Here is a 24271-nt window from a genome sequence, read left to right as displayed (position 1 = left end):
CCCCCCCACCGCCCCCCACCCAAACCCGGCCCCCCCCCCCCCCCCCCCCCCCCCCCCCCCCCCCCCCCCCCCCCCCCCCCCCCCACCCTGGGTCCGGGGCTCCCGGCGGGGCCGGGAGGGTCCTGTCGGCGCGTCGCGCGGCGGGGCGCGCGGACCGACTTGTCGCGGAACCGGGGCGGCGGGATCCTGCGTTCACCGCCGCGGACGCCGGGCTCCCGGGCTGTGCGGCGCGGTCCAGGGGAGGGCCGCCATGGGCTGGGCTGTCGTCAGCGTCGTCGGGTTCGTCGTGCTGACCGCGCTGGTCACCGCGATGGCACGCAGCAACACCGCCCGCTGGGAGCGGGACCACCGCGCGGCACAGGCCGCGGCGCGGGCGCAGGCGGCGCGGGCGCGCAGCGCCTGGACGGCGGCCCTCGGCCGGGCGCGGCCGCAGCCGCCCGAGGAACCGCGCCGCGGCTCCCTGCACCTGCCGCACGTGCGCCTGCCGGCCGCCCTGGTGGACCGGCTGCCGCACCCGCACGTCCCGCTGCCGCGGCACCTGCCGCACCTGCACCTGCCGGTGCTGCGCCTGCCGGGCCGCGTCCGGTCCGACCGGGAGCCGGAGGAGCCGCCGCGCGCCGGGGCGTCCTAGACCGCCAGATCCCGGCCCGGCGCCTCCCGCTCCGGGACGGGGAAGGTCAGCTGCTCGAAGCCGGGCCGCTCCGCGCCGCGGGCGGCCCGGCCCGCCCGCCGGGCGGCCGCCTCCCGCTCGGCGGTGCGCCGCGCGTGCCGGGCGCGGGCCTCGGCGAGGCCGGGCACGTCGAGCCCGTCGGCGGTCAGCCGGCAGGCGGCCAGCCGCACCCAGCGGACCGCCGCGCCGGCGTCCCGGACGCCGACCATCAGGCCGCGGTCGTGCCGGCGCACCACGAGCGCGGCGCCGCGCACCCGCGCCTCGGCGGCCGCGGACACCTCGGCGTCGGGACCGTGCAGCCAGGTGACCCGCCCGTCCGCGCGCCGCAGGACGTCGTCCCGCTCCCGCCAGGCGTCGTCGGCCAGCGGGGCGAGCTGGACCTCGAGGACGCCCGCGCCGGGGACGACGAGGTGCAGGCCGGGGTGGCCGCCCGGGTCGGGTGCCCGCACCACCCGGGCCTCGTGTCCCTGGCCGGCGAGCCACGCGGTCAGGGGGCGGCGGTAGCGCAGCGCGTCGTAGGCGGGGCCGGCCGCGGCGCCGCGCCGGGCGAACCCGCAAGCGGCGGCCCCCACGTGCCGGAACGCGGGCCGCGGCCCGTGCGCGACCTCGAGCCGGCCGCCGCAGCCGCCGGCCTCGCGCGCGCACCAGAAGCCGCCGCGGGCCTGCTGCTCCAGGCGCCACGCGTCGTCGTCGTCGCGGGGCAGCTCGACGGCCGCGGTGCCGTCCGGCCCGTCGGTGACCGCCCAGCGCAGCTCACCCGTCACGGCGCCGACGGTAGGAGCAGGGTCCGACGGTCCTACCGGGCGATCGAGCGGAACAGGTCCACCAGGCGGTCGGCGTGCGCGTCGAAGACGTGCCGCTCCCGCGCGGCCACGGCGGCGGCGTGCCCCGCCCGCGTCCCGAGCTCGGCGTGCAGGGCCGCGGCGACGTCGTCGGCGGAGCGGTAGAACAGCCCCGTCCCGTCGGCGCGCAGCACCCGCTCCACCGAGACCAGCGAGCCGGGGTTGGCCTGCTGCAGCAGCGGCAGCCCCGCGGCCAGGTACACCGGCAGCCGGGCGGGGGAGTTGAGGTCGTCCCAGCCGGCCCGCCGCAGGTCGCCGCCGTTGGCCGAGTCGAAGCGGTGCAGCCAGCCGGCGTCGTGGCGGGACAGCTCGCGCACCCAGTCCTCCGGCCCGACGGCGGGGTGCACGTGCACGAACCCCGGCGCGCGGGCCAGCGCCTCGTCCAGCCAGCCGGTCCACGAGCCCCTCGCCCCCGGCGCGCGGACCTGCCCGTACAGGTGGGTGTGCACGCCGCGGTCGGCCAGCGCCAGCACCCAGTCCAGGTCCAGCCCCGAGGGCCGCCCGGCGAGGACGGCGTGCGGCTGCCCGTCGGCGTCGGAGAGCCGGGGGGAGAACGGCGCGTCGAGCCAGTCGCGCTTGGGCAGGTCGCCGTCGAGGACGCCGAGCCGCGCGGGGTCCACCCGGCCGGACAGCGCGAGGGCGAACCAGTCGCGCTCCTCCTCGGTGGCGAACAGGCAGGCGTCGGCGCCGCAGACCAGGTCGGCCAGCAGCGGCCACTCGCCGCGCACGATGCTGCGCTGCGGCGCCTCCTTGAAGTGCCACACGAACGGCAGGTCCGGGAACGCCTGCCGCACGGCGTGCGCGAACGGCACCGCCCGCCAGTTGAGCTGCGCCCACACGACGTCGGGGGCGAGCGCGCGGACCCCGTCCCGCCATCGGTCGCGGTCGAGGTCGGGGACGTGCCCGAACGGCAGCGGCCCGACGGTGGAGTCGCCGAGGCCGTCGGTGGTCCACAGGCCGGTGAGGGAGTGCCCGCGCTCGGCCAGCGCGAGCACCCGCTCGGGGTTGAACGCGAGCTCGCCGACCACCAGGACGCGCAGCCCGTCCGGCGACGGCGGGTGCGCCCGCTCCCGGAACCGCGCGTACCGGGCGACCTCGTCGGTCTCCCCGCCGTCGGTGGAGGCGAAGCGCAGCGGCCCGGCCACCCGGTAGCGGCTGCGGAACACGTTGAGGCCGCCGTCGGACGACTCGCGGATCGCCCGCGACCGCTGGCCCGGGTGCCGCGTCCACGCGCAGGTGACCCGGCCGGTGCCGGTCGTCGTCCCGCGGGCGGCCACCCGCGACCACATCAGCCGGTCGAGGTCGTCGGTCTCCAGCTCCGCGCGCTCGGTCCAGCGGTCGACGGTGCGCCGGTGGGCCACCTGCACCAGCTGCGCGTAGGGGGGATCGGCCGGCTCGTCGAGGTCGGCGCGGGCCAGCACCACACCGTCGTCGGCCAGGGCGTCGAGCAGCGTGCCGAGGTGCGCGGGGAACCAGACGTCGTCGGCGGGCAGGTAGGCGACGACCGGGGCGGTGGTCTCGTCCAGCGCCCGGTTGAGCGCCGCGCCCAGGCCGCGGTTGTCGTCGGTGCGCACCAGCCGCAGCCGGGGGTCGGCGGGGACGGCGACCGGCTCGCGGGACCCGTCGTCGACGACCACCGCCTCCCACCCCGTCTGCTCCTGGGCGAGCAGCGACTCCAGCGCCCGCGGCAGGAACGCCGCCTGGTCGTGCACCGGGACCAGGACGGCGACCCGCGGGGTCACGCGGCGGGCTCGAGGCCGGAGTCGACGCCCAGCACCCGGTCGTAGACGGCGGCCACCCGCGCCGACAGCGCCGGCCACCCGTACGCGGCCGAGCGGGCGCGGGCGCCGGCGGCCAGCCGGGCGCGCAGCAGGTCGTCGCCGGCCACCCGGTCCAGCGCGGCGGCCAGCGCGCCGACGTCGCCGGGCGGCACGAGCAGCCCGGTGCGCCCGTCCTGCACCACCTCGGGGATCCCGCCGACGTCGCTGGCGACGACGGGCAGGCCCGCGGCCATCGCCTCGGTGAGCACCGAGCCCATCTCCTCGTAGGCCGAGGGCAGCACGAGGACGTCGAGGGAGGCCAGCACCGCCGGCACGCGGGCGTGCTCGACGAAGCCGGCCAGCGTGATCCGGCCGGCCGCGGGGCTCTCGGCGGCCAGCCGGTGCACCAGCGCCCGGTCGGGCCCGTCGCCGACGACGACCAGCGACGCCTCCTCCCGCATCCGCCCGAACGCGCGCACCAGCGTGGCCGGGTCCTTCTGCGGCGCGAGCCGGCCGACGTAGCCGATCCGCGGCCGCGCCACCCCGGGGAAGACGTCGGGGGTGCCGCCGGAGAACAGCGCCGGGTCGAAGCCGGAGGGGATGGTGGACAGCCGGCCGGCCGGCACACCGTCCGCGCGCAGGGCCGCGGCGGTCCGCCCGGTGAGGACGACGACGGCGTCGGCGCGGCGGAACGTGCTGCGCTCGATCCAGCCGCCGAGCGCCCGCAGCAGCCGCACCTTGGGGCCCCGGCCGGTCAGCGTGTGCCCGACGCTGCAGTGCACGGTGACCACCAGCGGGGCGCGGTGCACCCGCGCGGCCAGCCGCGCCAGCGGCAGCGTGGCGAGGTCCTCGCCCTGGTGGGCGTGCACGACGTCGACCGGCGCCCGGCGGCCGGCGCGCAGCACCGCCGGCAGCCCGCACAGCGCCCACAGCTGCCGCAGTCGCGGCACCGGCAGCCCGGTGCGGGACACCCGGGCGCCGCGGCCCAGCGACGTCGTCCCGCGCGCGCCGGCCAGCCGGGCGGTCACCACGGTCTGGGTGACGCCGGCGGCGTCGAGGCAGCGGGTGAGCGTGGCCGTGTGGTTCTGCATGCCGCCGATCGGGTCGAACCGCGCCGCGCGGGCGTCCAGCTCGCCGGGCAGCGCGCCCGGCGCCGTGGCCGGCCGGGCCGCCGGCGGTTCGAACACGCTGCACAGGCGCAGCACGTGCAGGGCGGCAGCGAGGCGGGACACGCAGGGGACCTCCGGTGTCGGCGGGCAACAGGTGGGCGGGCGAGCGTGTAGTGCACCACGAAGCGGCGACACCCGTCGGTTGGGCGTCATGGAGTTGCGTTACGCAGTCGGTGCGGCGGGGCAGGGGGCCCTGGTGACCGCGCCCCTCGCCGACCCCGCCGTCCGACGCCTGGCCCTGGTCCGGCTGCGGGTGGGCCTGGGCGACCTGCTGTGCACCGTCCCCGCGCTGCGCCGGCTGCGCGCCGCCCGGCCCGACGTCGAGGTCACGCTGGTGACCTTCGGCCGCATGGCGCCGGTGGTCGAGCGCCTCGGCGTCCCCGTGGCGCTGCTGCCGTTCCCCGGCGCGGACGGCGTGCCCGACGGCCCGGTCGACCGCGCCGGGTGGGCGGCGTTCACCGCCGCGGCGCGGGAGCGCCGGTTCGACCTGGCGCTGCAGGCCTACGGCGACCGGCCGGCCGCCAACCGGGTGACCGCCGCCCTGGGGGCCCGGCTCACCGGCGGCTTCGCGCCCACCGGCTGGGACCCGCCGCCGGGTACCGAGGCCCTGCACCTGCGCTACCCGCTGCACCTGCACGAGGCCGCGCGGCACGTGGCGCTGCTCGAGCACCTGGGCCTGCCGCCCGGCGGCGACGCCCGCATGGGCTTCCCGCTCACCGCCGACGACGAGGCCGAGCACGCCGCCACGCTCGCCGCCGCGGGACTGGAGCCCGGGCGCTACGCCGTCCTGCACCCCGGGGCGTCGGCGCCCACCCGGCGCTGGCCGGTCGAGCGGTACGCCGCCGTCGGCGACGCGCTGGCCGCCGAGGGGCTCGACGTCGTCGTCACCGGGGTGGCCGGCGAGCGGGAGATCTCCGCCCGGGTGGTCGCGGCGATGCGCGCCCCCGCGGTCGACCTCACCGGCGCCACCAGCCTCGGCGGGCTGGCCGCGCTGCTGCGCGACAGCGCGGTGCTGGTCGGCAACGACACCGGCTCCGCGCACCTGGCCGCGGCCGTGGGCGCCCGCAGCGTCACCGTCTTCCTGCCCGGCGACCCGGTCCGGTGGGCGCACCCCGGCCCGCGGCACCGCGCGCTGACCCCGGCGGTGGCGTGCGCGCCGTGCCCGCACCTGGCCTGCCCGATCGAGTTCCGCTGCGCGCTGACCGTCTCGCCGTCCGCGGTGGCCGGTGCCGCGCTCGAGCTGGCCGCCTCGTGAGGGTCTCGTTCGTCGCGGACTCCAGTGGCTGGGGCGGGGCGGAGGTGTGGCTGACGCACCACCTGCGCCGCGCGGCCGACAACGGCTGGACGGCGTCGCTGGTGTGCGCCGAGCCGGTGGCGGACGGCTTCGCGCACCTCGACGTCGAGCGCACCGTCGTCCCGCTGACCCGGCACACCGCCGCGGCGCCGCGCACCCGGGCCGCGCTGGCCGCACAGCGCCCCGACGTCGTGGTGGTCAACCTCGTCGACCCCGCCTCCAACGCCGCCGCGGTCGCCGCCGCGCAGCAGGTGGCGCCCACCGTCGGCGTGCTGCACCTGGTCGGCGACACCCGCGGCGGGGAGGAGCGCGGCGTGCTGTCCGCCCTCTACCGGCGGATGGGCGCGGTGGTCAGCCCCTCGGAGGAGGGCCGCCTGCAGGTGGTGGCCGACCTCGGCGTCGACCCGGCGCGGGCGCACGTCGTGCCCAACGGCGTCGACGTGCCGCCCGACCCCGCCGGCCCGGCCGGCAACGCGGTGCCGCGGATCGGCGCGTTCGGCCGGCTGACCGCGCAGAAGGGCTTCGACGTCCTGCTCGCCGCGCTGCGCCGGCTCGACGTGCCGTTCGAGGCGGTGGTCGGCGGCGCCGGCCGCGACGGCGACGCCCTGCGCGCCGCGGCCGACGGCCTGCCGGTCGCGTTCCCGGGCTGGGTGGACGACCACCGCGCCTTCCTCGGCGGCCTGGACCTGTTCGTGGTGTCCTCGCGGGTGGAGGCGGGACCGCTGGTGCTGCTGGAGGCGATGGCCGAGGGGCTGCCGTGCGTGAGCACCGACGTCGGCCGGGTGCGGCGCGCGCTGCGGGAGGACGTCGTCGTCGTGCCGGTCGACGACGCCGGCGCGCTGGCCGCGGCGCTGCGCGGCCTGCTCACCGACCCGGCGCGGCGAGCGGACCTCGGCGCGCGGGCCCGGGCGCGGGCGGAGCGGGACCTCGGCGCCGACCTCATGGCGGAACGGACCTTCCGCGTGCTCACCGGCGTGGCGGACGAGGGGCCGGGTCCCGCCGCCCCATGAGCAAGAAGACCGATCCCGACGCCCAGCGCGCCGCTGCCCGCGAGGCCAGGAAGGAGGGGCCGTCGCCCAGCGAGGCGGGCGCGACCACCGGTGCCTCCAAGCAGATCCGCACCGTCCGGCACTCCGACGACCGGCACGAGCACTCCAGCGCCCAGGGCGAGAGCAAGACCTGAGGTCCGGGGACGGCGGCGGCCTCCGTCGCGCGCCGCCGTCCCCGCACCGGTCTAGGAGGCGGCCCCGCCGGTGCCGGGCAGCCCGGCGGCCACCCACGCGCGGTGACCGCCGATCACGTCGCCGGCCCGCGCCAGGCCGAGCGAGCGCAGCGCGTCCGCGGCCAGGCTGGAGGTGTAGCCCTCCTGGCAGAGCACGACGACGTCGACGTCGTAGCCGGTGGCCTGCGGTACCCGCGCGTCGCTCTCCGGGTCGAAGCGCCACTCCAGGTGGTTGCGCTCGACGACGAGCGCCCCGGGCACCTCGCCGTCGGCCTCGCGCTGCGACTGCGGGCGGATGTCGACGAGCACCGCGCCGTCGGCGACCCGCCGCGCGGCCTCCTCCGGCGTCGCCCGCGTGATCCGCGAGCGCGCCTCCTCCAGCAGCTGGTCGACGCTCTTCGCGCCGGGCGGACGGCCGGTCACCAGTCGACGCCCGCCTTCGCGGTGCCGGTGGGCAGCAGGGTGCCGTGCTCGAGGCGGTAGCTGGTCATCAGGGACAGGCGCGGGGTGTACGCGTGCACGCTCACGGCGGGCACTGTCCCGCGGTTGGTCACCCGGTGCACGTGGTGGGGCCCGAACGGCCGCACCCGGCCGGCCCACAGCTCGGTGGCCGCCTCGCGCACGGCGCCGGGACGCCCGCCGACGACGTCCTCGGTGAGCACCCCGCCGACGACGGCGAACGCGCCGGCCGAGCCCCCGTGGTCGTGCAGCGGGGTGCCCTGGCCGGGCAGCCAGGTCAGCAGCCACACCTGGGCGTCCGCGAGGTCGGCGTGCAGGGACGGGTCGACCAGGGCGGCGGCGTCGCCGGCCGGGAGCAGGCCGGTCCAGCGGCTGCCCTCGCGGTACTCGACGCGGGGCAGCCACTCGTCGGCGACGGCGAGCAGCGCGGCGGCCAGGGCGGCGGCCGAGGTGGTGCGGGCGGTGGTGGTGCGGGCGGTGGTGGTGCGGGCGGTGGAGGAGGCAGGGGCGTCGGCAGGGGACAGCAGGGGGGTCACGGGTTCTCCTGAGCAGGGCACGCCGGGACCCGGTCAGGGCGGCGCGGGGGGTGGCGAGGGGCGGTCGGGCGCTCAGGCGGCCGGACACAGCGCGCTGGCCACCCGCAGCAGGTCCACGGCGGACCGGCGGGTGAGCGTCAGGGCGGGTGCCACGTCGACCATCCGACCCCGCCCGTCAAATCATGTCAAGTCCATCGGTCTGGTAGGGATTACCGCGTGTCGAGCACGCGGCCGGACCGGTCAGGCGGGGAGGACGACGGTGCGCAGCTCGTGGGCGCCGTCGGCCCGGGTGGCCTCGTAGAACCAGCGCGCCCCGCCGCCGGGCAGCGCGACGACGTCGGCGTAGCGCAGCCCGTGCGGCGCGTGCGGGCTCTGCAGGTGCGGCCCGCCCGCGGCGGCGCGGAAGCCGAGCTCGCCGTCGTGCTCGGCGAGCCCCGTCCGCTCCTCCCAGTTCTCCTCCGCGGTGGCCCGGCCGTCGTAGAGCGCCCAGGTCCGCGAGCCGTCGAGCACCACCGCGGTGAACCGCACGCCGCGGGCGTCCCAGCTCCCCTCGGTGCCGGCGAGGGCGGTGCCGCGCCAGGTCCAGGTGGCGCCGTCGGGGCTGGTGGCGTGCTCGGTGGTCATGCGGTCGGTGGCGCCGGGGTCGTCGAGCGGGTGCACCGAGGCCCACAGGTGCCACCGGTCGCCGTCCCAGCGGACCACCGGGTCCTTGGGCGCCGTGGCGGCGTCGCCGGGCAGCACCGTGCGCGGCCGCGCGGTGGCCAGCCCCTCGACGGTGTCCGCCTCGAGCAGGTCGACCCGCCAGTGCTTCGTGCCCGGCGTCGCGCAGCTGACGTAGAGCCGCCAGCGGCCGTCGGGGGTGTGCACCAGCGCCGGGCGCTCCAGCGACTCGGCGCCGAAGCGCTCCTTGCCGATCGCGACCACCGGCTCGAAGCGCACGCCGTCGTCGGAGCGGGCCACCACGTTGCCGAAGCCGCGGCCCTCGCCGACCGGGCGGCGCAGCCGGTAGGCCAGCCACCACGTGCCGTCGACGAGCTGGGCCGACGGGCCGCCGGCCCACGAGCCCGGGCGCGGGTCCTCGGGCTCGACGACGACCTCGGCGTCCGACCAGAAGCGGTCGGGGGCCGGCGGGCGGGGCGCGGACGCGGTCACGCGGCGGCTCCGTTCGGGGGAGGGGGCGGGCCTCCCCGTGTGTACACCGCGGGCCGCCGCGGGCACGGAGGGGACCGATGAGCACCGACGCCGACCGGCTGCCCCAGTTCGTGCTGGCCGGGGCACCGAAGGCCGGGACGACGGCGCTGCACGCCGCGCTGGCCACCCACCCGGGGCTGTACCTGTCCCCGGTCAAGGAGCCCAAGTACTACCTGACCGACGGCGGCCCGCCCGCGCGCAGCGGCCAGCGCGGACCGGGCGACGCGCACAGCGCCCGCGAGTGGGTCTGGCGCCGCGCGGACTACCTGCGGCTGTTCGACGACGCCCCGCCCGGGACGGTCCGCGGCGAGAGCACGCCGTTCTACCTGTACGACCGCGCCGCGCACCGCCGGCTGGCCGCCGACGTCCCCGGGGTCCGCGTCATCGTGATCGTGCGGGACCCGGTGGACCGCGCCTGGTCGAACTGGGTGCACCTGCGCGCCGACGGGCTGGAGCCCGAGGCCGACTTCGCCACCGCCGTCGAGCGCGAGGAGTCCCGGGTCGCCGCCGGCTGGGCGCCGTTCTGGCACTACCGCGGGCTCGGCCGCTACGGCGAGCAGCTGCGCGACCTGTACTCGGTCCTGCCCCGGGAGCAGGTGCTCCTGCTGCGGTACCGGCAGCTGGTCGACTCCCCGCGCGAGACGCTGGACCGGGTGAGCGCCTTCCTCGGCGTCGAGGAGGGGGTGGCGCACACGGTGGCGCCGGAGAACGTGAAGCCCTTCGTCGCCGACACCACCCGCTACCGGGCGCTGGCGCGGGTCGCCCGCGCCGGCGCGGCGCTCGGCGCGTACGCCCCGCCGCGGGTGTGGCGGCAGGTGTCCCGGCCGCTGCTCGCCGCGCTGCACGCGCAGAGGGCGCCGCGGCCGCCGATGCCGGTGGAGGTGCGGCGCGAGGTCCTGGCGCCGCTGCTGCCCGACGTCGCGCTGCTCGAGGAGCTCACCGGCGAGTCCTTCGACGACTGGCGCAGCGACACCGGCCGCGGCGACTTCCGCTCCCGCCGGCCCTGAGTCAGCGGCGCACCCGGTAGGTCAGGTGCGTGCACACGGGCGAGACCTCGACGGTCACCTGCTCCAGCCGGCGCGGGCCGGCGCCGGTGAACAACGGGGTGCCGGCGCCGAGCACCTCGGGGGCGAGGTGCAGGCGGAGCTCGTCGAGCAGCCCGTCGCGCAGGCAGGAGCCGACCAGCGCGCCGCCGCCCATGACGAAGGCGTCCCGGTCGCCGGCCGCCTCCCTCGCCCGGTCCAGGGCCGCCGCCGGGCCCTCGGTCACGAACGTGAAGTCGTGCGTGGCCGCGAGCCGGTGCTGGTCCGGCGGGCTGCTGGTGACGACGAAGAACGGCGGCCGGGCGTCGACGGCGGCGCCGTACCCCATCCCGTCGGTCCAGCCCCGATCGACGTCGTCGAAGGTGCGCCGGCCCATGACGACGGCGCCGCTCGCGGCCGCGTGCCGCTCCAGGACGCCGCGGTCGACGGGGTGGTCGCTCCGCAACGCCCAGGCGTGGAGGGGCTCGACGCCGTCGCCGGAGCCGCTGACGAAGCCGTCGAGGGAGACGGTGATGTCACCGATGACGAGGGTCATGCAGGGGAGACCGGTGTGCCCCGCGGGAGTCATCGCGGAGGTGTCCGGCGGCGGCCGCGCAAGGGGTCGGCGAGGTCTGTGGACGAGTCGCTGACCTGGGGATTCACCCTGCACGAGGCTCGGGGATCCACTAGACTTCGATCATGTGTTCGGGTGAACTGAGCGGCGGGGACGTCCTCGATGACGTCGCCGCGCTGGTCGCCGAGCGCAACCGGAGCGACGCCCGGCTGGCCCGCGCGGTGCGGTCCGCGGAGCTGTCCCAGGCTCCCGAGCGGGACGGGCTGAGGTCGATGACCTCGTGGCTGCGCGGGCGCTGCCGGCTCTCGCCGGCGGAGGCCGCGCGGCTGGTGCGCGACGGCCGGGCGCTGGAGCACCTGCCGGCGCTGGCCGAGGCCCACGAGGCGGGTCTGGTGTCGGCCGAGCAGGTCGCGGTCGCGGCGCGGGCGGTGACGCCCGAGCGGCTGGCCGCGGCTGCGGCCGCCGGGGTGGACCTGGTCGTCATCGACGCGGTCCTCACCGGGGTGGCGGTCGAGCGCACGCACGCCGACCTGGTCCAGGTGGTGCAGCACCACTGCACCGACCTCGATCCCGACGGACCGGAGCCCGACCCGACCGAGGGCCGGTCGCTGACGCTGTCGAGGCACGCCGACGGCAGCCTGTCCCTCCGCGGGCACCTGGACGCCGTGGGCGGGGAGCGGCTGCAGACCGCACTGGAGGCCCACGTGCAGGCCGACCGGCCCGCCGGCGACGAGCGCACCCGCGCCCAGCGCCTCGGCGACGCCTTGGTGCAGGTCGCCGACAACGCCCTCGCCGCCGGCAGCCTGCCGGTGCTGCGCGGGCACAAGCCGCAGATCGCCGTCGTCATCGACGTGGAGGACCTGGTCGACCCGGCCGGAAGTCCCAACGCCGGGCGGATGGGGTTCGGCGCGACCATCTCCGCGGCGCGGGCGCGGTGGCTGGCCTGCGACGGGGCGGTGTCCCGGGTGGTGTTCGGCCCCGACGGCGCCCCGCTGGACCTCGGCCGCGAGCAGCGGCTGATGAGCCGGCACATCCGCCGCGCGGCGGAACTGCGGGACGGCGGGTGCGTGTTCGCCGGCTGCGACGCCCCGACCTGGTGGTGCGACGTCCACCACCTGGTCCACTGGATCGACGGTGGCGACACCTCGCTGGAGAACTCAGCCCTGTTGTGCGAGCGCCACCACACCAAGGTCCACCACGGCTTCCGCGTCGAACGACAACCCGACGGCCGGTGGCAGACCTGGCGCCCGGACGGATCGGAGATCGCCACCCCGGCACCGCTGCTCGCGCCGGCGGCCTGACCCGTGCGTCGTCATGGGTCCCTGGACGCGGACGGTGCAACCGTGGTTGCATCAGCGCCGTGACGGCGACCGGCGAGTGGGTGCTGCTGTCCTACCGCCTGCCGCGGGAGCCCTCGGGTCCGCGGACGACGCTGTGGCGGCGGCTGCGCCGGCTCGGCGTCGCGCAGCTGGCCGACGGCGTGGTGGCGCTGCCGGCCGACGCCCGCACGCGGGAGGCGCTCGAGTGGCTCGCCGACGACGTCCTGGCCGCCGGTGGCAGCGCCGGCATCTGGACCGCGCGCCCGGCGACCGCCGCGCAGGAGCGCGAGCTGGCGGCCGGCATGGCCGCCGCCCGGGCGGAGGAGTACCGCGAGCTGGCGGCGCAGTGCACCGCGGCGGTCGGGGAACCGCCGGCCGAGCGCGCCCGCGCGCTGCGGCGGCTGCGGGGGGAGTGGCGGGCCGTCGGGCGGCGGGACTTCTTCCCCCCGCCCGAGCGGGACGCCGCCGGCGCGGCGCTGCGCGCCCTGGCGACCGCGGCCGGCGAGCCGGTCGCGGCCGGGCGGGGGGTCCGGCCGTGAGGTGGGCGACCCGCGCCGGGATCCACGTCGACCGCGCCGCCTGCGCCTGGCTCATCCGCCGGTTCGTCGACCCGGACGCCGAGTTCGTCTTCGTCGCCGACCCCGCCGACGTCCCGCCCGACGCCACCCCGTTCGACATGCGCGGTGTCGCGCTGGGCCACGTCGGCGGCGACTGCTCCTTCGAGACGATCCTGCGCGTCCACGGGCTCGACGACCCCGTGCTCGAGCGGATCGGCGAGGTCGTGCACGAGGCCGACCTGGACGACGGCCGCTTCGACGCCCCCGAGGCGCCCGGCCTCGACGTCCTGCTGCGCGGCCTGTCGATGACCGGCGACGACGAGCGCACCCTCGCCGTCTCCGGCCCGCTGTTCGACGGCCTCTACGAGTACACCCGCCGCCGCCTGCTGCTCGGCCGTGAGCCGGCCTGACCCGACGGAGCCCCGATGACCGACCCGACCCCTGCCGGGCCGACGGTGGCGCCCGCCACGGGCTACCCGTCCTTCCGCGAGGCGGTGCGCGCCTGGTTCCTCGTCTCGCTGCAGACCTTCGGCGGCCCGGCCGGCCAGATCGCCGTCATGCAGCGCGAGCTGGTCGACGAGCGCCGGTGGATCGGCCAGCGCCGGTTCCTGCACGCGCTGAACTACTGCACCCTGCTGCCCGGCCCCGAGGCCCAGCAACTGGCCACCTACGTCGGCTGGCTGCTGCACGGCACCCGCGGCGGCCTGGTCGCCGGCGGCCTGTTCGTGCTGCCCGGCGTGCTCGCGCTGCTGGCGCTCTCGGCGGTCTACGTCGCCTTCGGGGACACCACCGCGGTCACCGCCGTCTTCACCGGCCTGGCCGCCGCGGTGCTGGCGATCGTCGTCCAGGCGGTCGTCCGCGTCGGGAAGAAGGCGCTCGACAGCCGCGCCCTGGTCGTCCTGGCGGTCGTGGCGTTCCTCGCGCTCGCGGTGTTCGGCGTGCCGTTCCCCGTCGTCGTCGCCCTCGCGGGGGTCGCCGGCTGGGCCCTGGGCCGGTGGCGGCCGTCGGCGCTGCCGCGGAGGAAGGCGGGCGAGGGGCCCGACGCCGGGCCGCCGCCGGTCGTCTCCGACGACGTCCTGCACCACGAGGCGCCCAGCGCGCGGCGCACCGTCCGGGTGCTGCTGGTCGGGCTGCTCGTCTGGGGGCTGCCGGTCGCGGCGGTCGCCGTCCTGACCGGCGGCGGCAGCGTCCTCACCCAGCAGGGCCTGTTCTTCTCCGGCGCCGCGGTGGTGACCTTCGGCGGGGCCTACGCGGTCCTGGCCTACGTCGCCCAGCAGGCGGTCGAGGTCTACGGCTGGCTGACCCCGCGGGAGATGGTGCGCGGGCTGGCGCTGGCCGAGACGACACCCGGGCCGCTGATCATGGTGGTCCAGTTCGTCGCGTTCCTCGGCGCGTACCGGGCGTCCGGGGACCTGGACCCGTGGGTGGCGGCCGTCCTCGCCTCGCTGCTGGTCACCTGGGTGACCTTCGTGCCGAGCTTCCTGTTCGTGCTGCTCGGCGCGCCCTACATGGAGCGGCTGCGCGGCAACCGGTCGCTGTCGGCGGCGCTCACCGGCATCACCGCCGCGGTCGTGGGGGTCATCGCGAACCTGGGCGTCTACTTCGCCGTCCACACGCTGTTCTCCGACACCACCGAGGTCGACGCCGGGCCGCTGGCCCTCGAGCTGCCCGACCCCACGACGCTGCGCTGGGTGCCACTGGCGATCGCCGCCGTGGCGGCGGTGCTGCTCTTCCGCGTCCGCTGGTCGGTGCTGCGCACCCTCGGCGTGTGCGCCGTGCTCGGCCTCGTCGCCGGGCTGGCCGGCCTCCCGGTCGGGTGAGCGTGAGCACGCCGGGGACGGGTAGGGGCTCTGCCCGGGACGGCGTGCAGCCCCGCGCGCCGACGAGGGAGGGACCGACATGGCCATCGCCACCATCAACCCGGCCACCGGCGAGACGCTCAAGACCTACGAGCCGCTGTCGGACGAGGCCCTCGACGAGAGGATCGGCCGCGCCGCGGCCGCCTTCCGCAGCTACCGGCTGACGAGTCCCGAGGAGCGGGCGGGCTGGCTGCGAGCAGCAGCCGACGTCCTCGACGGCGACGCCGCCCAGGTCGCCGAGCTCATGGTCACCGAGATGGGCAAGACGCTGGCCGCGGCGAAGGCCGAGGTCGCCAAGTGCGCCAAGGCGCTGCGGTACTACGCCGAGAACGGCCCGGCGATGCTCGAGCCGAAGCCCGCCGACGCCGGCGCCGTCGGGGCCGAGCAGGCCTACCTGGTGCACCAGCCGATCGGCGTCGTGCTGGCGATCATGCCGTGGAACTTCCCGCTCTGGCAGGCGATGCGCTTCGCCGCGCCGGCGCTCATGGCCGGCAACGTCGGGCTGCTCAAGCACGCCAGCAACGTGCCGCAGACCGCGCTGTACATGGAGGAGCTGTTCCGGAAGGCCGGCTTCCCCGCCGACGTTTTCCAGACCCTGCTGATCGGCTCCTCCACCATCGAGCGGGTCCTGCGCGACGACCGCGTCGCCGCCGCCACGCTCACCGGCAGCGCCCCCGCCGGGCAGTCGGTGGCCTCGATCGCCGGGGACGCCCTGAAGAAGACGGTGCTCGAGCTCGGCGGCAGCGACCCGTTCATCGTCATGCCCTCGGCCGACCTCGGCCGCGCCGCCGAGGTCGCGGTCACCGCGCGCTGCCAGAACAACGGGCAGAGCTGCATCGCGGCCAAGCGGTTCTTCGTGCACGCCGACGTCGCCGAGGAGTTCACCCGGCTGTTCGGCGAGAAGATGGCCGCCCTCGCCGTCGGGGACCCGATGGAGGACGGCACCCAGGTCGGCCCGCTGGCCACCGAGTCCGGTCGCGAGGACGTCGAGCGGTACGTGCAGGACGCCGTCGACAAGGGCGCGACCGTCGTCGTCGGCGGGAAGCGGCCCGACCGCCCCGGCTGGTTCTACGAGCCGACGCTGCTCACCGGCATCACGCCGGAGATGGACCTCTACGCCGAGGAGGTCTTCGGCCCGGTCGCCGCGCTGTGGACCGTCGACGGCCTCGAGGAGGCCATCGAGATCGCCAACAGCCACCCCTACGGCCTCGGCGCCAACCTGTGGAGCGAGGACGAGCAGGAGCGGGCCACGTTCATCCGCGACGTCGAGAGCGGCATGGCGTTCGTCAACGGGATGGTCACCAGCTACCCCGAGCTGCCGTTCGGCGGGGTCAAGCAGAGCGGCTACGGCCGCGAGCTCACCGAGCTCGGCATGTACGAGTTCACCAACGCCAAGACGGTGTGGATCGGCCCGTCCAGCAGCGAGCAGGCGCAGGGGGACACGGCCAGCGCGTCGGAGTGACCCCGGCGTGGCGCGGGTAGCCGCCCCGGACGTCCGCCCCCTCAGCAGCGGGGACCCGGGCGGACGGTCCAGCGGGTGCGCGGCACCCGGACGGGAGCTCTCGTGAGGACGACCACCAGCCCGGACGACCGCTTCCTGACCCAGGCGGTGCACGACCTCGGCACCGCCCTGTGGTTCGGCGGCTCGGTGATGGGCATCGCCGGCGTCAACAAGTCCGGCAGCGACCTGACCGCGGGCCTCGACAAGGTCCGCGTGGCGAGCTCAGCGTGGGGCCGGTTCGCGCCGGCGCAGTGGGGCGGGATCGCGGCCACCCTCGTGACCGGGCTGCAGCTGACCCGGTCGAACACCCAGCGGCTGGCCCTGCAGCAGGGGTACGGGACGGTGGGGACGCTCAAGGCCGCGCTCACCGTCGCGGGCGCGGGCGCCACCGCCTACGCCGCGTACACCGGCAGGAAGATCGGCCAGTTGGCCGAGCAGGCGGCCGCCGGCGGCGGGCTGGAGGTGAAGGACGCCACCCTGCCCTCCGAGGGCACCCCGCCGGAGATCCGGAAGTGGCAGGCCCGGCAGCGGTTCACCCAGGCCGCCGTCCCGGCGCTGGCCGGCGCGGTGATCACCTGCAACGCCTGGCTGGTGCAGTCCTACCGGGTGGGCCCCACGGTCAAGGGCGTCCTGGGGCGGCTGCTCCCGACCTGACGCCGCGCCCGGCCCCGGCTCAGGCCGGGGCCGGGCCGCCCGGTCCCGCCGTCAGGCGCACCCAGCCGCCGTCCATGGCCTCGACGCGCACCGCGGTGGCCGCGGACGCGGCGAGGGCGAGCCGGCCGGCGTCCCCGGGCAGCCGGCCGGCCACGCGCACCTCCAGGCCCGGTCCGCCGTCGAGCAGGCGCACCGGCCGCGGGCCGGGCGCCACCGCGTCGGCGACCAGCACCTCCGACAGGAGCAGCAGCACCTCGTCGACGACGTCCGGCGGCCAGCCGCGCGCCGCGGCCGCCGCGCGCACCCAGGCCCGCGCCTGCGCCGGGCGGCGCGGGTCCACCACGCACGCGTCCACCGCCGCGCCCTCGTCCGCCCCGCTGTCGGTCATCGGTCCACCACCCCCGGTGACCAACGAGGGGTGGCGCCGCGGGGTGCGCGACACGCCGGGGAGCGGTCAGGCGGTGTCGGGGTCCAGCGCCCGGACCACGATGCGGCTGCCGGTCCCGTCGGGCCGCACGCCCAACGACACCGCGGGGGAGACCTTCCCGGCCAGCCACAGCATGAGCAGCCGGCGGTCCGCGGGCAGCGCGTGCGCCTCCAGCGGCGGGCAGCCGGAGCGGACGGCGACCTCGGCGGTCAGCGTGCCGCCGTGCCGGACCACCGTGACCCGGACGCCGCCCCGGGCGCCGGCCGGGTCGCCGTCGAGGACGGCCGCGGTGCCGACCGCCTCGTGCAGCACGAGCACCAGCTCCTCCCGCCGCGTGCGGGCCAGCCCGGCGGCGGCCAGGCAGGCGTCCCACCAGCGGCGGTTGTCCGTGCCCGCGGACGGGTCGACCAGCCGGTCGGCGACGAGGACGCCGTCGCCGACCGGCGGGCCGGCCGGCGGCCGCAGGTCGGGGTTGGCGACGTCCCCGCCGTCCCACCACAGCACCGGGTGCGTGGCGCGGGCGACCGCGAGCCGCTCGGGCGGGCCGCCCCCGGCGGTGTCGACCAGGCAGGTGACCGCGAGCCCGTGGCCGGCGACCGCCGCGGTGGTGGCGTGCTCGGCCCGGTGCCACAGCCCGGCGTCGGGGACGAGGGGGAACGCCTGCTGGCACAGCACGGTGACCGGGCCGTCCCCGCCGGGCGGCCGCCGCCCGGTCCACTCGTCGAGCAGGGACCGCAGCGACCGCTCGGCGAGGCCGCGGTGCGGCGCGAACGCGACCCCGGCGGCGGGCAGCCGCGCCACCACCTCCCGCCGGAGCTCGTCGTCGACGTGGGCGACCACGGGCCGCCCGGCCGCCAGCGCGCGGCGGCACAGGTCCGCGGCGATCGCGCCGGCCTCCGCCCGTCCCGCGTGGAACGCGCACCGGTGCACCGGTGCGGCGTCCGGCTCCGTCACCGGCCGGCGCCCTCGGAGGTCGCGTCGACCAGCTCCACCGCGCGGTCGGGGTAGCGGTCGGCCAGCAGGCGGACCAGCCGGGCGGTCAGCCGCGAGGCGCCGACGACGGTCAGCCCGGGCGGGCCGGCGGCCGCCGCGACGAGGGAGTCGGCCGCGCCGACGTCGAGGAAGCGCAGGTCGCTGAGGTCCCACGCGCCGCCCCCGGCCAGCGTCGCCTGCAGCACCGCGCGCAGCGCGTCCGCGTTGGCCGAGTCCAGCTCGCCCGCGAGGTGCAGCCGGTCGCCGCGCCGGGTCAGCCGGAAGACGCCGTCGTCGTACTCCGCGGTGGCGTCGACCTGCGCGCGGTGCAGCGCGGTGAGGTCCGCGTGCTGGCCGGGCTCGAGCAGGTCGCGGAAGTAGGGGCACAGCACGGTGAGCGGGTGCCGGGCGGTCAGCTCGGCGACGACGGCCTCGAACGCGTTGACGCCGGGGGTCGTGATCGCGCCGGTGAACCGGACGGCGGGCCACCCCTCGGACAGCGCCCCGGTGACCGCCGCGGGCAGCTCGGCCGGGTCCGGCGGCACCAGCCGGACCGCCGTCGTGGCGGCCGGCTCCCAGGTCTCGCCGACGACGCCCGCGCGGCGCAGCCGGGCCCAGAGCCGCTCCTCGCGCTCGCCGAGGGCGGTGACCAGGACGCACTCGCCGCGGCGCACCCCGTCCGCGACGAAGTCGCCGACGACCTGCGCGTGCGCCTCCTCGCTGTCGAGGACGACGAAGTCGTGCGCGCCGCCGGTCACCGCGGGCCGTCCGCGGGCGCGCCGACCGGGGCCTCCCCGGTCTCGGTGACCAGCCGGGCGACGTCGCGCACCTTGCGGCCGGTGTCCTGCGAGGCGCGGACGAGGATGCCGAAGGCGGCGTCGGGGGTGATCCGGTAGCGCTCCATGAGCACGCCCTTGGCCTGGCCGATGACGTCCCGGCTGTCCAGCGCGACGGTCAGGTGCACGGTCCGCCGCACGGTGCGCAGCGCCAGCGCGGCGTGCCCGGCCACCGGGGTGAGCGTCGCGCGGTCGGGCCCCGGCCCGGGGCCGGCCACGTACACCGAGAGCGCCCCGACGACCTCGCTGCCGGTGTCCAGCGGCAGGCAGGTGGCGCGCTGCACGCCGGCGGCGGCGGCCCGGTCGGCGAGCGCGGGCCAGCGCAGGTCCCGGCCGAGGTCGGCGCTGCCCGCCGGCGTCCCGGCGAGCGCGGCGCACAGCGGGCCCTCGGACAGGCGGAGCTGGGCGGCGTCGAGCCCGGCGGCCGGGCCGGCGCTGCCGACCGGGGCCGCGGGGGAGCGCCCGGGGCCGAGCAGGGTGACCGCGACGCTGCACGCCTCGGGGAGGACGGCGGCCAGGTCGTCGGCGACCGCGCGCGCCGCCGGGCCGGCGTCGTCGCGGGCGTGCCAGCCGCGGACGGCGCCGAGCAGCCAGCCCGCGAGGTCGAGGCGGGCGTGCAGGGGAGTCGTGGTCGTGGTCCTCGTCGTGGTCGTGGGACTGGCCGCAGACTGCACCGCGAGACCTCCAGCCGGGCGGGCCCGGAGTCGGCGTGCACCGCCGTCCGGCATCTCGACCGGCGGGCCCCGTTCACGACCATGCTGCCACCCGGCCCGACGACACGCCGAGGGCCGACCCCGGAGGGTGAGTTGGACCACACCGGCCGCTCAAGCACCGGGCCGGCCGCGCCGATGGGAGGACGTGACCGCCACCCCGAGGACGCCGGCCGAGCGCGCGGACGTCCTGTCCTCGCTGCTCCGGCTGCCCGACGCCGTGCTGGCCGCGATCGCCTCCGACGGCGTGCTCGTCCCGATGCCGGCCTCGCTCGGCGTCCCGCCGGAGCGGGTGATGACCCCGCCGGCCGACCGCACCACGTTCCTCGACGCGATCGTCCCCGCCGACGCGATGTTCGTCGTCACCGCCTTCGAGCGGGCCCGCACCAACGGCGTCGGCCTGGCCACGGTCCACGGCCGGGGCGAGCCGGCGGTGCCGCTGTCGCTCACCTTCGTCGACCTGCGCGAGCAGCACGGCGTCCTGCTCGGCGCCCTCGACGTGCTCGACGCGGCCGCCGGCGACCGCGGGCCCGCGCCGCTGGCGGGGCTCGAGGTGTCGCGGCGGCCGCGCACGGCGACGGTCCGCAAGACGTCGCTGGCGGTGATCACCGAGATCGACGAGCGCACCACCCGGATGCTCGGCTGGACGCCGGCGCAGATGGTCGGCCAGCGCTCCTCGGAGTTCGTCCACCCCGACGACCAGGAGCGGGCGATCGCCAACTGGCTGGAGCTGCTGTCCCGCCAGGAGGCCCAGCGGGTGCGGCTGCGGCACCGCCGCGCCGACGGCACGTGGGCGTGGCTGGAGCTGGAGAACCAGTACGTCGCGGCCGACGACCCCGCCGACGCCGTCGTCGTGACGCAGATGAGCGACGTCTCCGACGAGATGGCCGCGCACGAGGCCCTGCAGCAGCAGGAGCGGCTGCTGCGCCGGCTGACCGAGGCGCTGCCGCAGGGCATCGCGCAGCTGACCCCCGAGCGGGAGGTGGTGCACACCAACTCCCGGCTGCCGGTGCTGCTGGGCGTGCCCGCGGTGACCGGCTGGGACGACGTCGCGGCGCGGGTGGACGAGACCGGCCGGGCGGCGCTGGAGGCGGCGCTCGCGCGGGTCCTCGGCGACGGCGTGGACGCGGCGGTCGAGGTCGGCATCCGCACCCCGGCCGGCGAGGCCCGGGTGTGCGCGGTCAGCCTGGTCGCGCTCAGCGACCGCGAGGGCGCCCCCGGCGCGCTGGTGTGCGTCTCCGACGTCACCGACAGCGCCCGCATGCGCGAGGAGCTCACCGCCAAGGCGACCTTCGACGCGCTGACCGGGTGCCACAACCGCGCCTCCACCATCGCCGTCCTGGAGGCCGCGCTGGCCGGGCCGGACGCGGGGGCGACGGCGGTGGTCTTCGTCGACCTCGACGACTTCAAGCCGGTCAACGACACCCTCGGCCACGACGCCGGCGACGAGCTGCTGGCGACCACGGCCGCGCGGCTGGCCGGCGTGCTGCGCCGCGACGACATCGTCGGGCGGATCGGCGGGGACGAGTTCCTCGTCGTCAGCCGCGGCGTCGACGGCCCCGCGGCGGCCGCCTCGCTCGGCGCCCGGATCCAGGCGGCGCTGGCGGTCCCGGCCGAGATCACCGCCGGCACCGTGCCGCTGCGGGCCAGCCTCGGCGTGGCCTGCGGGGAGCCCGGGCTCGACGCCGCGGCGCTGACCAAGCGCGCCGACCAGGCGATGTACCTGTCCAAGCAGGACCGCCGCGGCGAGCCCGTGCTGTGGCGGGAGGACCCGGTCCTCGCCCCGGCCTGAGGGCCGGCGGCCGTAGCGTCGCGGGCGTGACCTCCGTCCGCGACGCCGGCCCGGGCGACGCCGCCGCCTGCCGGGACGTCTACGCCCCCTACGTCACCGGCACCGCGGTGTCGTTCGAGACCGAGCCGCCGACCGCGGCGGAGATGGCCCGCCGGATCGCCGCCGCGCAGGAGCGGCACGCGTGGCTGGTGCTCGAGGCGGACGGCGCGGTGCGCGGCTACGCGTACGGCGGGCCCTTCATGGCCCGCGAGGCATACCGCTGGTCGTGCACGGTGGGCGTCTACCTCGAGCCCGGCCGGCGGCGCACCGGCGCGGGGCGGCTGCTGTACACGGCGCTGCTCGACCGGCTGGCCGCCCGCGGGTACCGGGTCGCGCTGGCCGGCGTCGCGCTGCCCAACGACGCCAGCCTCGGCCTGCACCGGGCGCTGGGCTTCGAGCCCGTGGGCACCTACCGGCGGGTCGGCTGGAAGGACGGCGCCTGGCACGACGTCGCCTGGCTGCAGCGCGACCTCGGGCCCGGCCCGTCCGGCCGCCCCGCCGAGCCGCGCTGAGCGCTCAGCCCCGGTCCACGGACAGGAACGGCGGCAGGCCGGCGGGCACGTCGCCGGTGCGGGCGAAGTGCGCCCACACCCGGCGCACCTCCCGGCCGGCCGCGACGACGTCGTCCCACGGGACGCCGGCCAGCAGCGGCGAGGCCTCCCACGTGCGTCGGTGCGGGAACAGCAGCGGCAGGTCGATCGCGTGCGCCCCGGTGAGCGCGCCGGTGCCGTACGAGAGCGTGTAGTGCACCGCCCGGCCGCCGGCCGCGCGGTGCCGGCGGGCGGCCCGGGCGGCGTCGCGGGCGTAGATGCGGCGGGTGAGCACCCGCACGACCGCCTCCACCAGCGGCCGGCCGACGACGGGCACCCGCGCCAGCCGCGCGGCCGGCGGCAGCAGCGCGGCGAACAGCGCCACCTCGCGGCTGTTGGTGCCGACCAGCAGGTCGACCTCCGGCGCCGCCTCCGCCCACGCGTCCTCGACCGCCTCCTCGGCCGGCAGCGGCGGGAGGCCGTACTGGGTGCCGAACGGCATCGCGGCGACCAGCCCGTACCGCCGGGCGCGCGCCGCCACCCGCGCCTGCGCGTCGACGACCTCCGCGACCGGCGCGGCGGCGTCCAGCGACCGGGCCTCCGCGGCCATCGCGGCGCTCATCCGCGCCCGGCCGCGGGACAGCCCCAGCGGGGCGCTGGACACGACCGCGCGGCGGAACAGCCCCCGGGCGCCGTCGGCCGCCATCAGGTGGGCGATCGCGTCGCCGCCGGCGGACTCGCCGAACAGCGTCACCGCGTCCGGGTCGCCGCCGAAGGCCGCGGCGTTCGCCCGCACCCAGCGCAGCGCCGCGACGAGGTCGAGCAGGCCCAGGTTGGCCGGCCGGCCGTCCCCGTCGCCGAGGAAGCCGAGCAGCCCGAGCCGGTAGGTGACGCTGACGACGACCACCCGCTGCTCGCGCACGAGCGCGGCCGGGTCGTAGGCGGGGGCGTCGCCGGCGCCGCTGACGTAGGAGCCGCCGTGCACCCACACCATCACCGGCAGGGCGTCGCCGGGGGAGGCGTCCTCCGGCACGGTCACCGACAGCCGCAGGCAGTCCTCGTCGGCGACGAGCTCGCCCATGGGGTCGGTGACCATGAGCTCGAGCTCCGGCGCCGGCGGCTGCGGGCACGCCGGCGACCACGACGTCGCGTCGACGACGCCGGCCGCCGGCGGCTCGGGCACCGGCGGGCGGAACCGCTCCGCCCGGGCGTACCGGATGCCGGTGGCCCGCACGACGCCGTCGGACCGCCGGGCGGTGACCGTCCCCGCGGGCGCCGCGAACCGCGGTGCGGTGTCCTGCTGGGTCACGCGGCGCCGACCGCGGCGCCGAGGGCGTCGAACGCGGCCTGCTGGAAGGCCCGCATGGGGGCGACCGTGGTCTGCAGCTCCACCTCGGCGGCGTGGTACATCCCCGGCTCGACGTGCAGCCGCACCGGCACGCCGGCCGCCTGCAGGCGCCGGGCGTAGGCGACGTCCTCGTCGTGGAACAGGTCCAGGTCGCCGACGCCGATCCACGCCGGTGGCAGGCCGGCGAGGTCCAGCCGGCGGGCCGGTGCGGCGTAGGGGCGGGGCTCGTCGGCGCGCGGCGCGTGCCCCAGGTAGGCGGTCCACGCCCAGCGGTTGGACCGCGGCGTCCACACGAGCTCGCCGCGGCCGGCAGTGCTGCGGCGCAGCACGGTGCGGTCGTCGAGCATGGGGTAGACCAGCAGCTGGAAGGCGACCGGCACGCCCTCGTCGTGCGCCCGCTGCGCGAGCGCCGCGGCCAGCCCGCCGCCCGCGCTGGCCCCGCCGACGGCGACGCGCGCCGGGTCCACGCCCAGCTCCCCGGCCCGCCGGTGCAGCTCGCACAGCGCGGCCAGCAGGTCGTCGAGCGCGGCGGGGAACGGGTGCTCGGGGGCCAGCCGGTAGCGGGCGCTGACCACGACGACGCTGAGGTCGCGGGCCATCCGGCTGCACAGGTCGTGGTCGCTCTCGGGGTGCCCGATGACCGTGCCCCCGCCGTGCACCCACAGCAGCGCGCCGCCGGTGCGCTGCGCCGGCTCGTACACGAACACGTCCTGCCCGCCGGGGACGTCGTGCTCCGTCACGGTCACCCCGGCCACCGGCTCGGTGACCCGGGACCCGAACAGCCGGCGCCCGATCCGCAGCTCGGCCCGCGAGCCGATCGACAGCGGCGGCCAGAGGTCCGGGCGGCGGAGCCCGGGCGGGACGGCGGCGACGGTGCGGGCGCGGCGGGCGAGGGCGACGGCGAGGCCGAGCGCGGCGAGGCGCGTCAGGCGGCGGGGGCGGGCGGTCACCGGGCGGACGCTAGCGGTCGGCCCCCGCGCGGCCGCGG

General features: G+C 78.2%; 27 protein-coding genes. 13 read left to right on the top strand and 14 right to left on the bottom strand.

Going from position 1 to position 24271, the window contains the following annotated elements; all coding sequences use genetic code 11:
* The first annotated feature begins 250 nt into the window (after positions 1-250).
* The gene (locus ACI8AR_RS07555; RefSeq protein WP_457050455.1) at positions 251-631 is read left to right on the top strand and encodes a hypothetical protein; all 381 of its coding nucleotides are present in this window, start codon (positions 251-253) and stop codon (positions 629-631) included.
* Here the strand turns inward: ACI8AR_RS07555 and ACI8AR_RS07550 are convergent.
* Genes ACI8AR_RS07550 through ACI8AR_RS07540 form a run of 3 tightly spaced genes read right to left on the bottom strand, consistent with a single transcriptional unit; the run spans position 628 to position 4504 of the window.
* The gene (locus tag ACI8AR_RS07550; RefSeq protein ID WP_457050454.1) at positions 628-1434 is read right to left on the bottom strand and encodes a hypothetical protein; all 807 of its coding nucleotides are present in this window, start codon (positions 1432-1434) and stop codon (positions 628-630) included. The genes ACI8AR_RS07555 and ACI8AR_RS07550 overlap by 4 nt on opposite strands.
* 32 nt (positions 1435-1466) lie before the next feature.
* Positions 1467-3254 carry a glycosyltransferase family 2 protein gene (locus tag ACI8AR_RS07545; protein ID WP_457050453.1) on the bottom strand — a complete coding sequence of 596 codons (1788 nt, stop codon included), beginning with the start codon at positions 3252-3254 and terminating at the stop codon, positions 1467-1469.
* Positions 3251-4504: a glycosyltransferase gene (locus tag ACI8AR_RS07540; protein ID WP_457050452.1), complete on the bottom strand. Its 1254-nt coding sequence runs from the start codon at positions 4502-4504 to the stop codon at positions 3251-3253. The genes ACI8AR_RS07545 and ACI8AR_RS07540 overlap by 4 nt, the downstream gene beginning before the upstream one ends.
* Positions 4505-4637: 133 nt before the next feature.
* Here ACI8AR_RS07540 and ACI8AR_RS07535 point away from each other — a divergent pair, with 133 nt between their 5' ends.
* The 3 genes from ACI8AR_RS07535 to ACI8AR_RS07525 are packed head-to-tail and all read left to right on the top strand — an operon-like array spanning position 4638 to position 6918.
* Positions 4638-5696 (top strand): glycosyltransferase family 9 protein, encoded by a 1059-nt coding sequence (locus ACI8AR_RS07535; RefSeq protein WP_457050451.1) that lies wholly within the window; start codon positions 4638-4640, stop codon positions 5694-5696.
* On the top strand, positions 5693-6745 hold the full coding sequence (locus ACI8AR_RS07530) for a glycosyltransferase (protein ID WP_457050450.1): 1053 nt from the start codon (positions 5693-5695) through the stop codon (positions 6743-6745). Before ACI8AR_RS07535 ends, ACI8AR_RS07530 begins: the two co-directional genes overlap by 4 nt.
* The gene (locus ACI8AR_RS07525; RefSeq protein ID WP_457050449.1) at positions 6742-6918 is read left to right on the top strand and encodes a hypothetical protein; all 177 of its coding nucleotides are present in this window, start codon (positions 6742-6744) and stop codon (positions 6916-6918) included. The genes ACI8AR_RS07530 and ACI8AR_RS07525 overlap by 4 nt, the downstream gene beginning before the upstream one ends.
* Before the next feature lie 51 nt (positions 6919-6969).
* On the opposite strand, the gene ACI8AR_RS07520 is transcribed toward ACI8AR_RS07525, so the two are convergent.
* The 4 genes from ACI8AR_RS07520 to ACI8AR_RS07505 all read right to left on the bottom strand — a co-directional run bounded on the left by ACI8AR_RS07520 (position 6970) and on the right by ACI8AR_RS07505 (position 9104).
* Positions 6970-7380 carry a rhodanese-like domain-containing protein gene (locus ACI8AR_RS07520; protein WP_457050448.1) on the bottom strand — a complete coding sequence of 137 codons (411 nt, stop codon included), beginning with the start codon at positions 7378-7380 and terminating at the stop codon, positions 6970-6972.
* A complete protein-coding gene (locus tag ACI8AR_RS07515; protein ID WP_457050447.1) occupies positions 7377-7952 on the bottom strand; it encodes a cysteine dioxygenase in 576 nt (191 codons plus the stop codon). Before ACI8AR_RS07515 ends, ACI8AR_RS07520 begins: the two co-directional genes overlap by 4 nt.
* 72 nt (positions 7953-8024) lie before the next feature.
* Entirely contained in the window at positions 8025-8114 is a 90-nt protein-coding gene (locus tag ACI8AR_RS07510; protein ID WP_456934843.1) for a putative leader peptide, read from the bottom strand.
* Between the two features lie 78 nt (positions 8115-8192).
* A complete protein-coding gene (locus ACI8AR_RS07505; RefSeq protein WP_457050446.1) occupies positions 8193-9104 on the bottom strand; it encodes a hypothetical protein in 912 nt (303 codons plus the stop codon).
* Between the two features lie 77 nt (positions 9105-9181).
* Between ACI8AR_RS07505 and ACI8AR_RS07500 the strand changes: the two genes are divergently transcribed.
* Positions 9182-10150 carry a sulfotransferase family protein gene (locus ACI8AR_RS07500; RefSeq protein WP_457050445.1) on the top strand — a complete coding sequence of 323 codons (969 nt, stop codon included), beginning with the start codon at positions 9182-9184 and terminating at the stop codon, positions 10148-10150.
* A 1-nt stretch (position 10151) separates the two neighbouring features.
* Here ACI8AR_RS07500 and ACI8AR_RS07495 read toward each other — a convergent pair whose 3' ends face one another.
* The gene (locus tag ACI8AR_RS07495) at positions 10152-10721 is read right to left on the bottom strand and encodes a dihydrofolate reductase family protein (RefSeq protein ID WP_457050444.1); all 570 of its coding nucleotides are present in this window, start codon (positions 10719-10721) and stop codon (positions 10152-10154) included.
* A gap of 143 nt (positions 10722-10864) precedes the next feature.
* On the opposite strand from ACI8AR_RS07495, the gene ACI8AR_RS07490 reads away from it, so the two are divergent.
* The 6 genes from ACI8AR_RS07490 to ACI8AR_RS07465 all read left to right on the top strand — a co-directional run bounded on the left by ACI8AR_RS07490 (position 10865) and on the right by ACI8AR_RS07465 (position 16629).
* Positions 10865-12040: a DUF222 domain-containing protein gene (locus ACI8AR_RS07490; protein ID WP_457050443.1), complete on the top strand. Its 1176-nt coding sequence runs from the start codon at positions 10865-10867 to the stop codon at positions 12038-12040.
* Positions 12041-12099: 59 nt separating this feature from the next.
* Complete coding sequence (locus tag ACI8AR_RS07485; protein ID WP_457050442.1) at positions 12100-12597, top strand: Chromate resistance protein ChrB; 498 nt, start codon at positions 12100-12102, stop codon at positions 12595-12597.
* Entirely contained in the window at positions 12594-13025 is a 432-nt protein-coding gene (locus ACI8AR_RS07480) for a chromate resistance protein ChrB domain-containing protein (protein WP_457050441.1), read from the top strand. Before ACI8AR_RS07485 ends, ACI8AR_RS07480 begins: the two co-directional genes overlap by 4 nt.
* Before the next feature lie 15 nt (positions 13026-13040).
* Complete coding sequence (chrA, locus tag ACI8AR_RS07475; protein ID WP_457050440.1) at positions 13041-14435, top strand: chromate efflux transporter; 1395 nt, start codon at positions 13041-13043, stop codon at positions 14433-14435.
* A 79-nt stretch (positions 14436-14514) separates the two neighbouring features.
* Positions 14515-15936, top strand: a complete 1422-nt coding sequence (locus ACI8AR_RS07470; RefSeq protein WP_457050439.1) for an NADP-dependent succinic semialdehyde dehydrogenase — start codon at positions 14515-14517, stop codon at positions 15934-15936.
* Positions 15937-16038: 102 nt separating this feature from the next.
* Positions 16039-16629, top strand: a complete 591-nt coding sequence (locus ACI8AR_RS07465) for a hypothetical protein (protein WP_457050438.1) — start codon at positions 16039-16041, stop codon at positions 16627-16629.
* Between the two features lie 19 nt (positions 16630-16648).
* Here ACI8AR_RS07465 and ACI8AR_RS07460 read toward each other — a convergent pair whose 3' ends face one another.
* The 4 genes from ACI8AR_RS07460 to ACI8AR_RS07445 all read right to left on the bottom strand — a co-directional run bounded on the left by ACI8AR_RS07460 (position 16649) and on the right by ACI8AR_RS07445 (position 19538).
* Positions 16649-17017, bottom strand: a complete 369-nt coding sequence (locus ACI8AR_RS07460) for a hypothetical protein (RefSeq protein WP_457050437.1) — start codon at positions 17015-17017, stop codon at positions 16649-16651.
* Between the two features lie 66 nt (positions 17018-17083).
* The gene (locus ACI8AR_RS07455) at positions 17084-18010 is read right to left on the bottom strand and encodes a hypothetical protein (protein WP_457050436.1); all 927 of its coding nucleotides are present in this window, start codon (positions 18008-18010) and stop codon (positions 17084-17086) included.
* Entirely contained in the window at positions 18007-18786 is a 780-nt protein-coding gene (locus tag ACI8AR_RS07450) for an MEDS domain-containing protein (protein WP_457050435.1), read from the bottom strand. Before ACI8AR_RS07450 ends, ACI8AR_RS07455 begins: the two co-directional genes overlap by 4 nt.
* Positions 18783-19538 (bottom strand): ANTAR domain-containing protein, encoded by a 756-nt coding sequence (locus ACI8AR_RS07445; RefSeq protein WP_457050434.1) that lies wholly within the window; start codon positions 19536-19538, stop codon positions 18783-18785. The genes ACI8AR_RS07450 and ACI8AR_RS07445 overlap by 4 nt, the downstream gene beginning before the upstream one ends.
* Before the next feature lie 184 nt (positions 19539-19722).
* On the opposite strand from ACI8AR_RS07445, the gene ACI8AR_RS07440 reads away from it, so the two are divergent.
* On the top strand, positions 19723-21366 hold the full coding sequence (locus tag ACI8AR_RS07440) for a diguanylate cyclase domain-containing protein (protein ID WP_457050433.1): 1644 nt from the start codon (positions 19723-19725) through the stop codon (positions 21364-21366).
* Between the two features lie 26 nt (positions 21367-21392).
* Positions 21393-21917, top strand: coding sequence for an N-acetyltransferase family protein (locus ACI8AR_RS07435; protein ID WP_457050432.1), 525 nt, complete (start codon positions 21393-21395; stop codon positions 21915-21917).
* A gap of 4 nt (positions 21918-21921) precedes the next feature.
* Here ACI8AR_RS07435 and ACI8AR_RS07430 read toward each other — a convergent pair whose 3' ends face one another.
* Positions 21922-23244: a carboxylesterase family protein gene (locus ACI8AR_RS07430; RefSeq protein ID WP_457050431.1), complete on the bottom strand. Its 1323-nt coding sequence runs from the start codon at positions 23242-23244 to the stop codon at positions 21922-21924.
* Entirely contained in the window at positions 23241-24233 is a 993-nt protein-coding gene (locus ACI8AR_RS07425) for an alpha/beta hydrolase (RefSeq protein ID WP_457050430.1), read from the bottom strand. The genes ACI8AR_RS07430 and ACI8AR_RS07425 overlap by 4 nt, the downstream gene beginning before the upstream one ends.
* Positions 24234-24271: the final 38 nt, after the last annotated feature.

This window comes from Geodermatophilus sp. SYSU D01036 (assembly GCF_054050435.1).
This window is presented reverse-complemented; position numbering and strand designations above follow the sequence as displayed.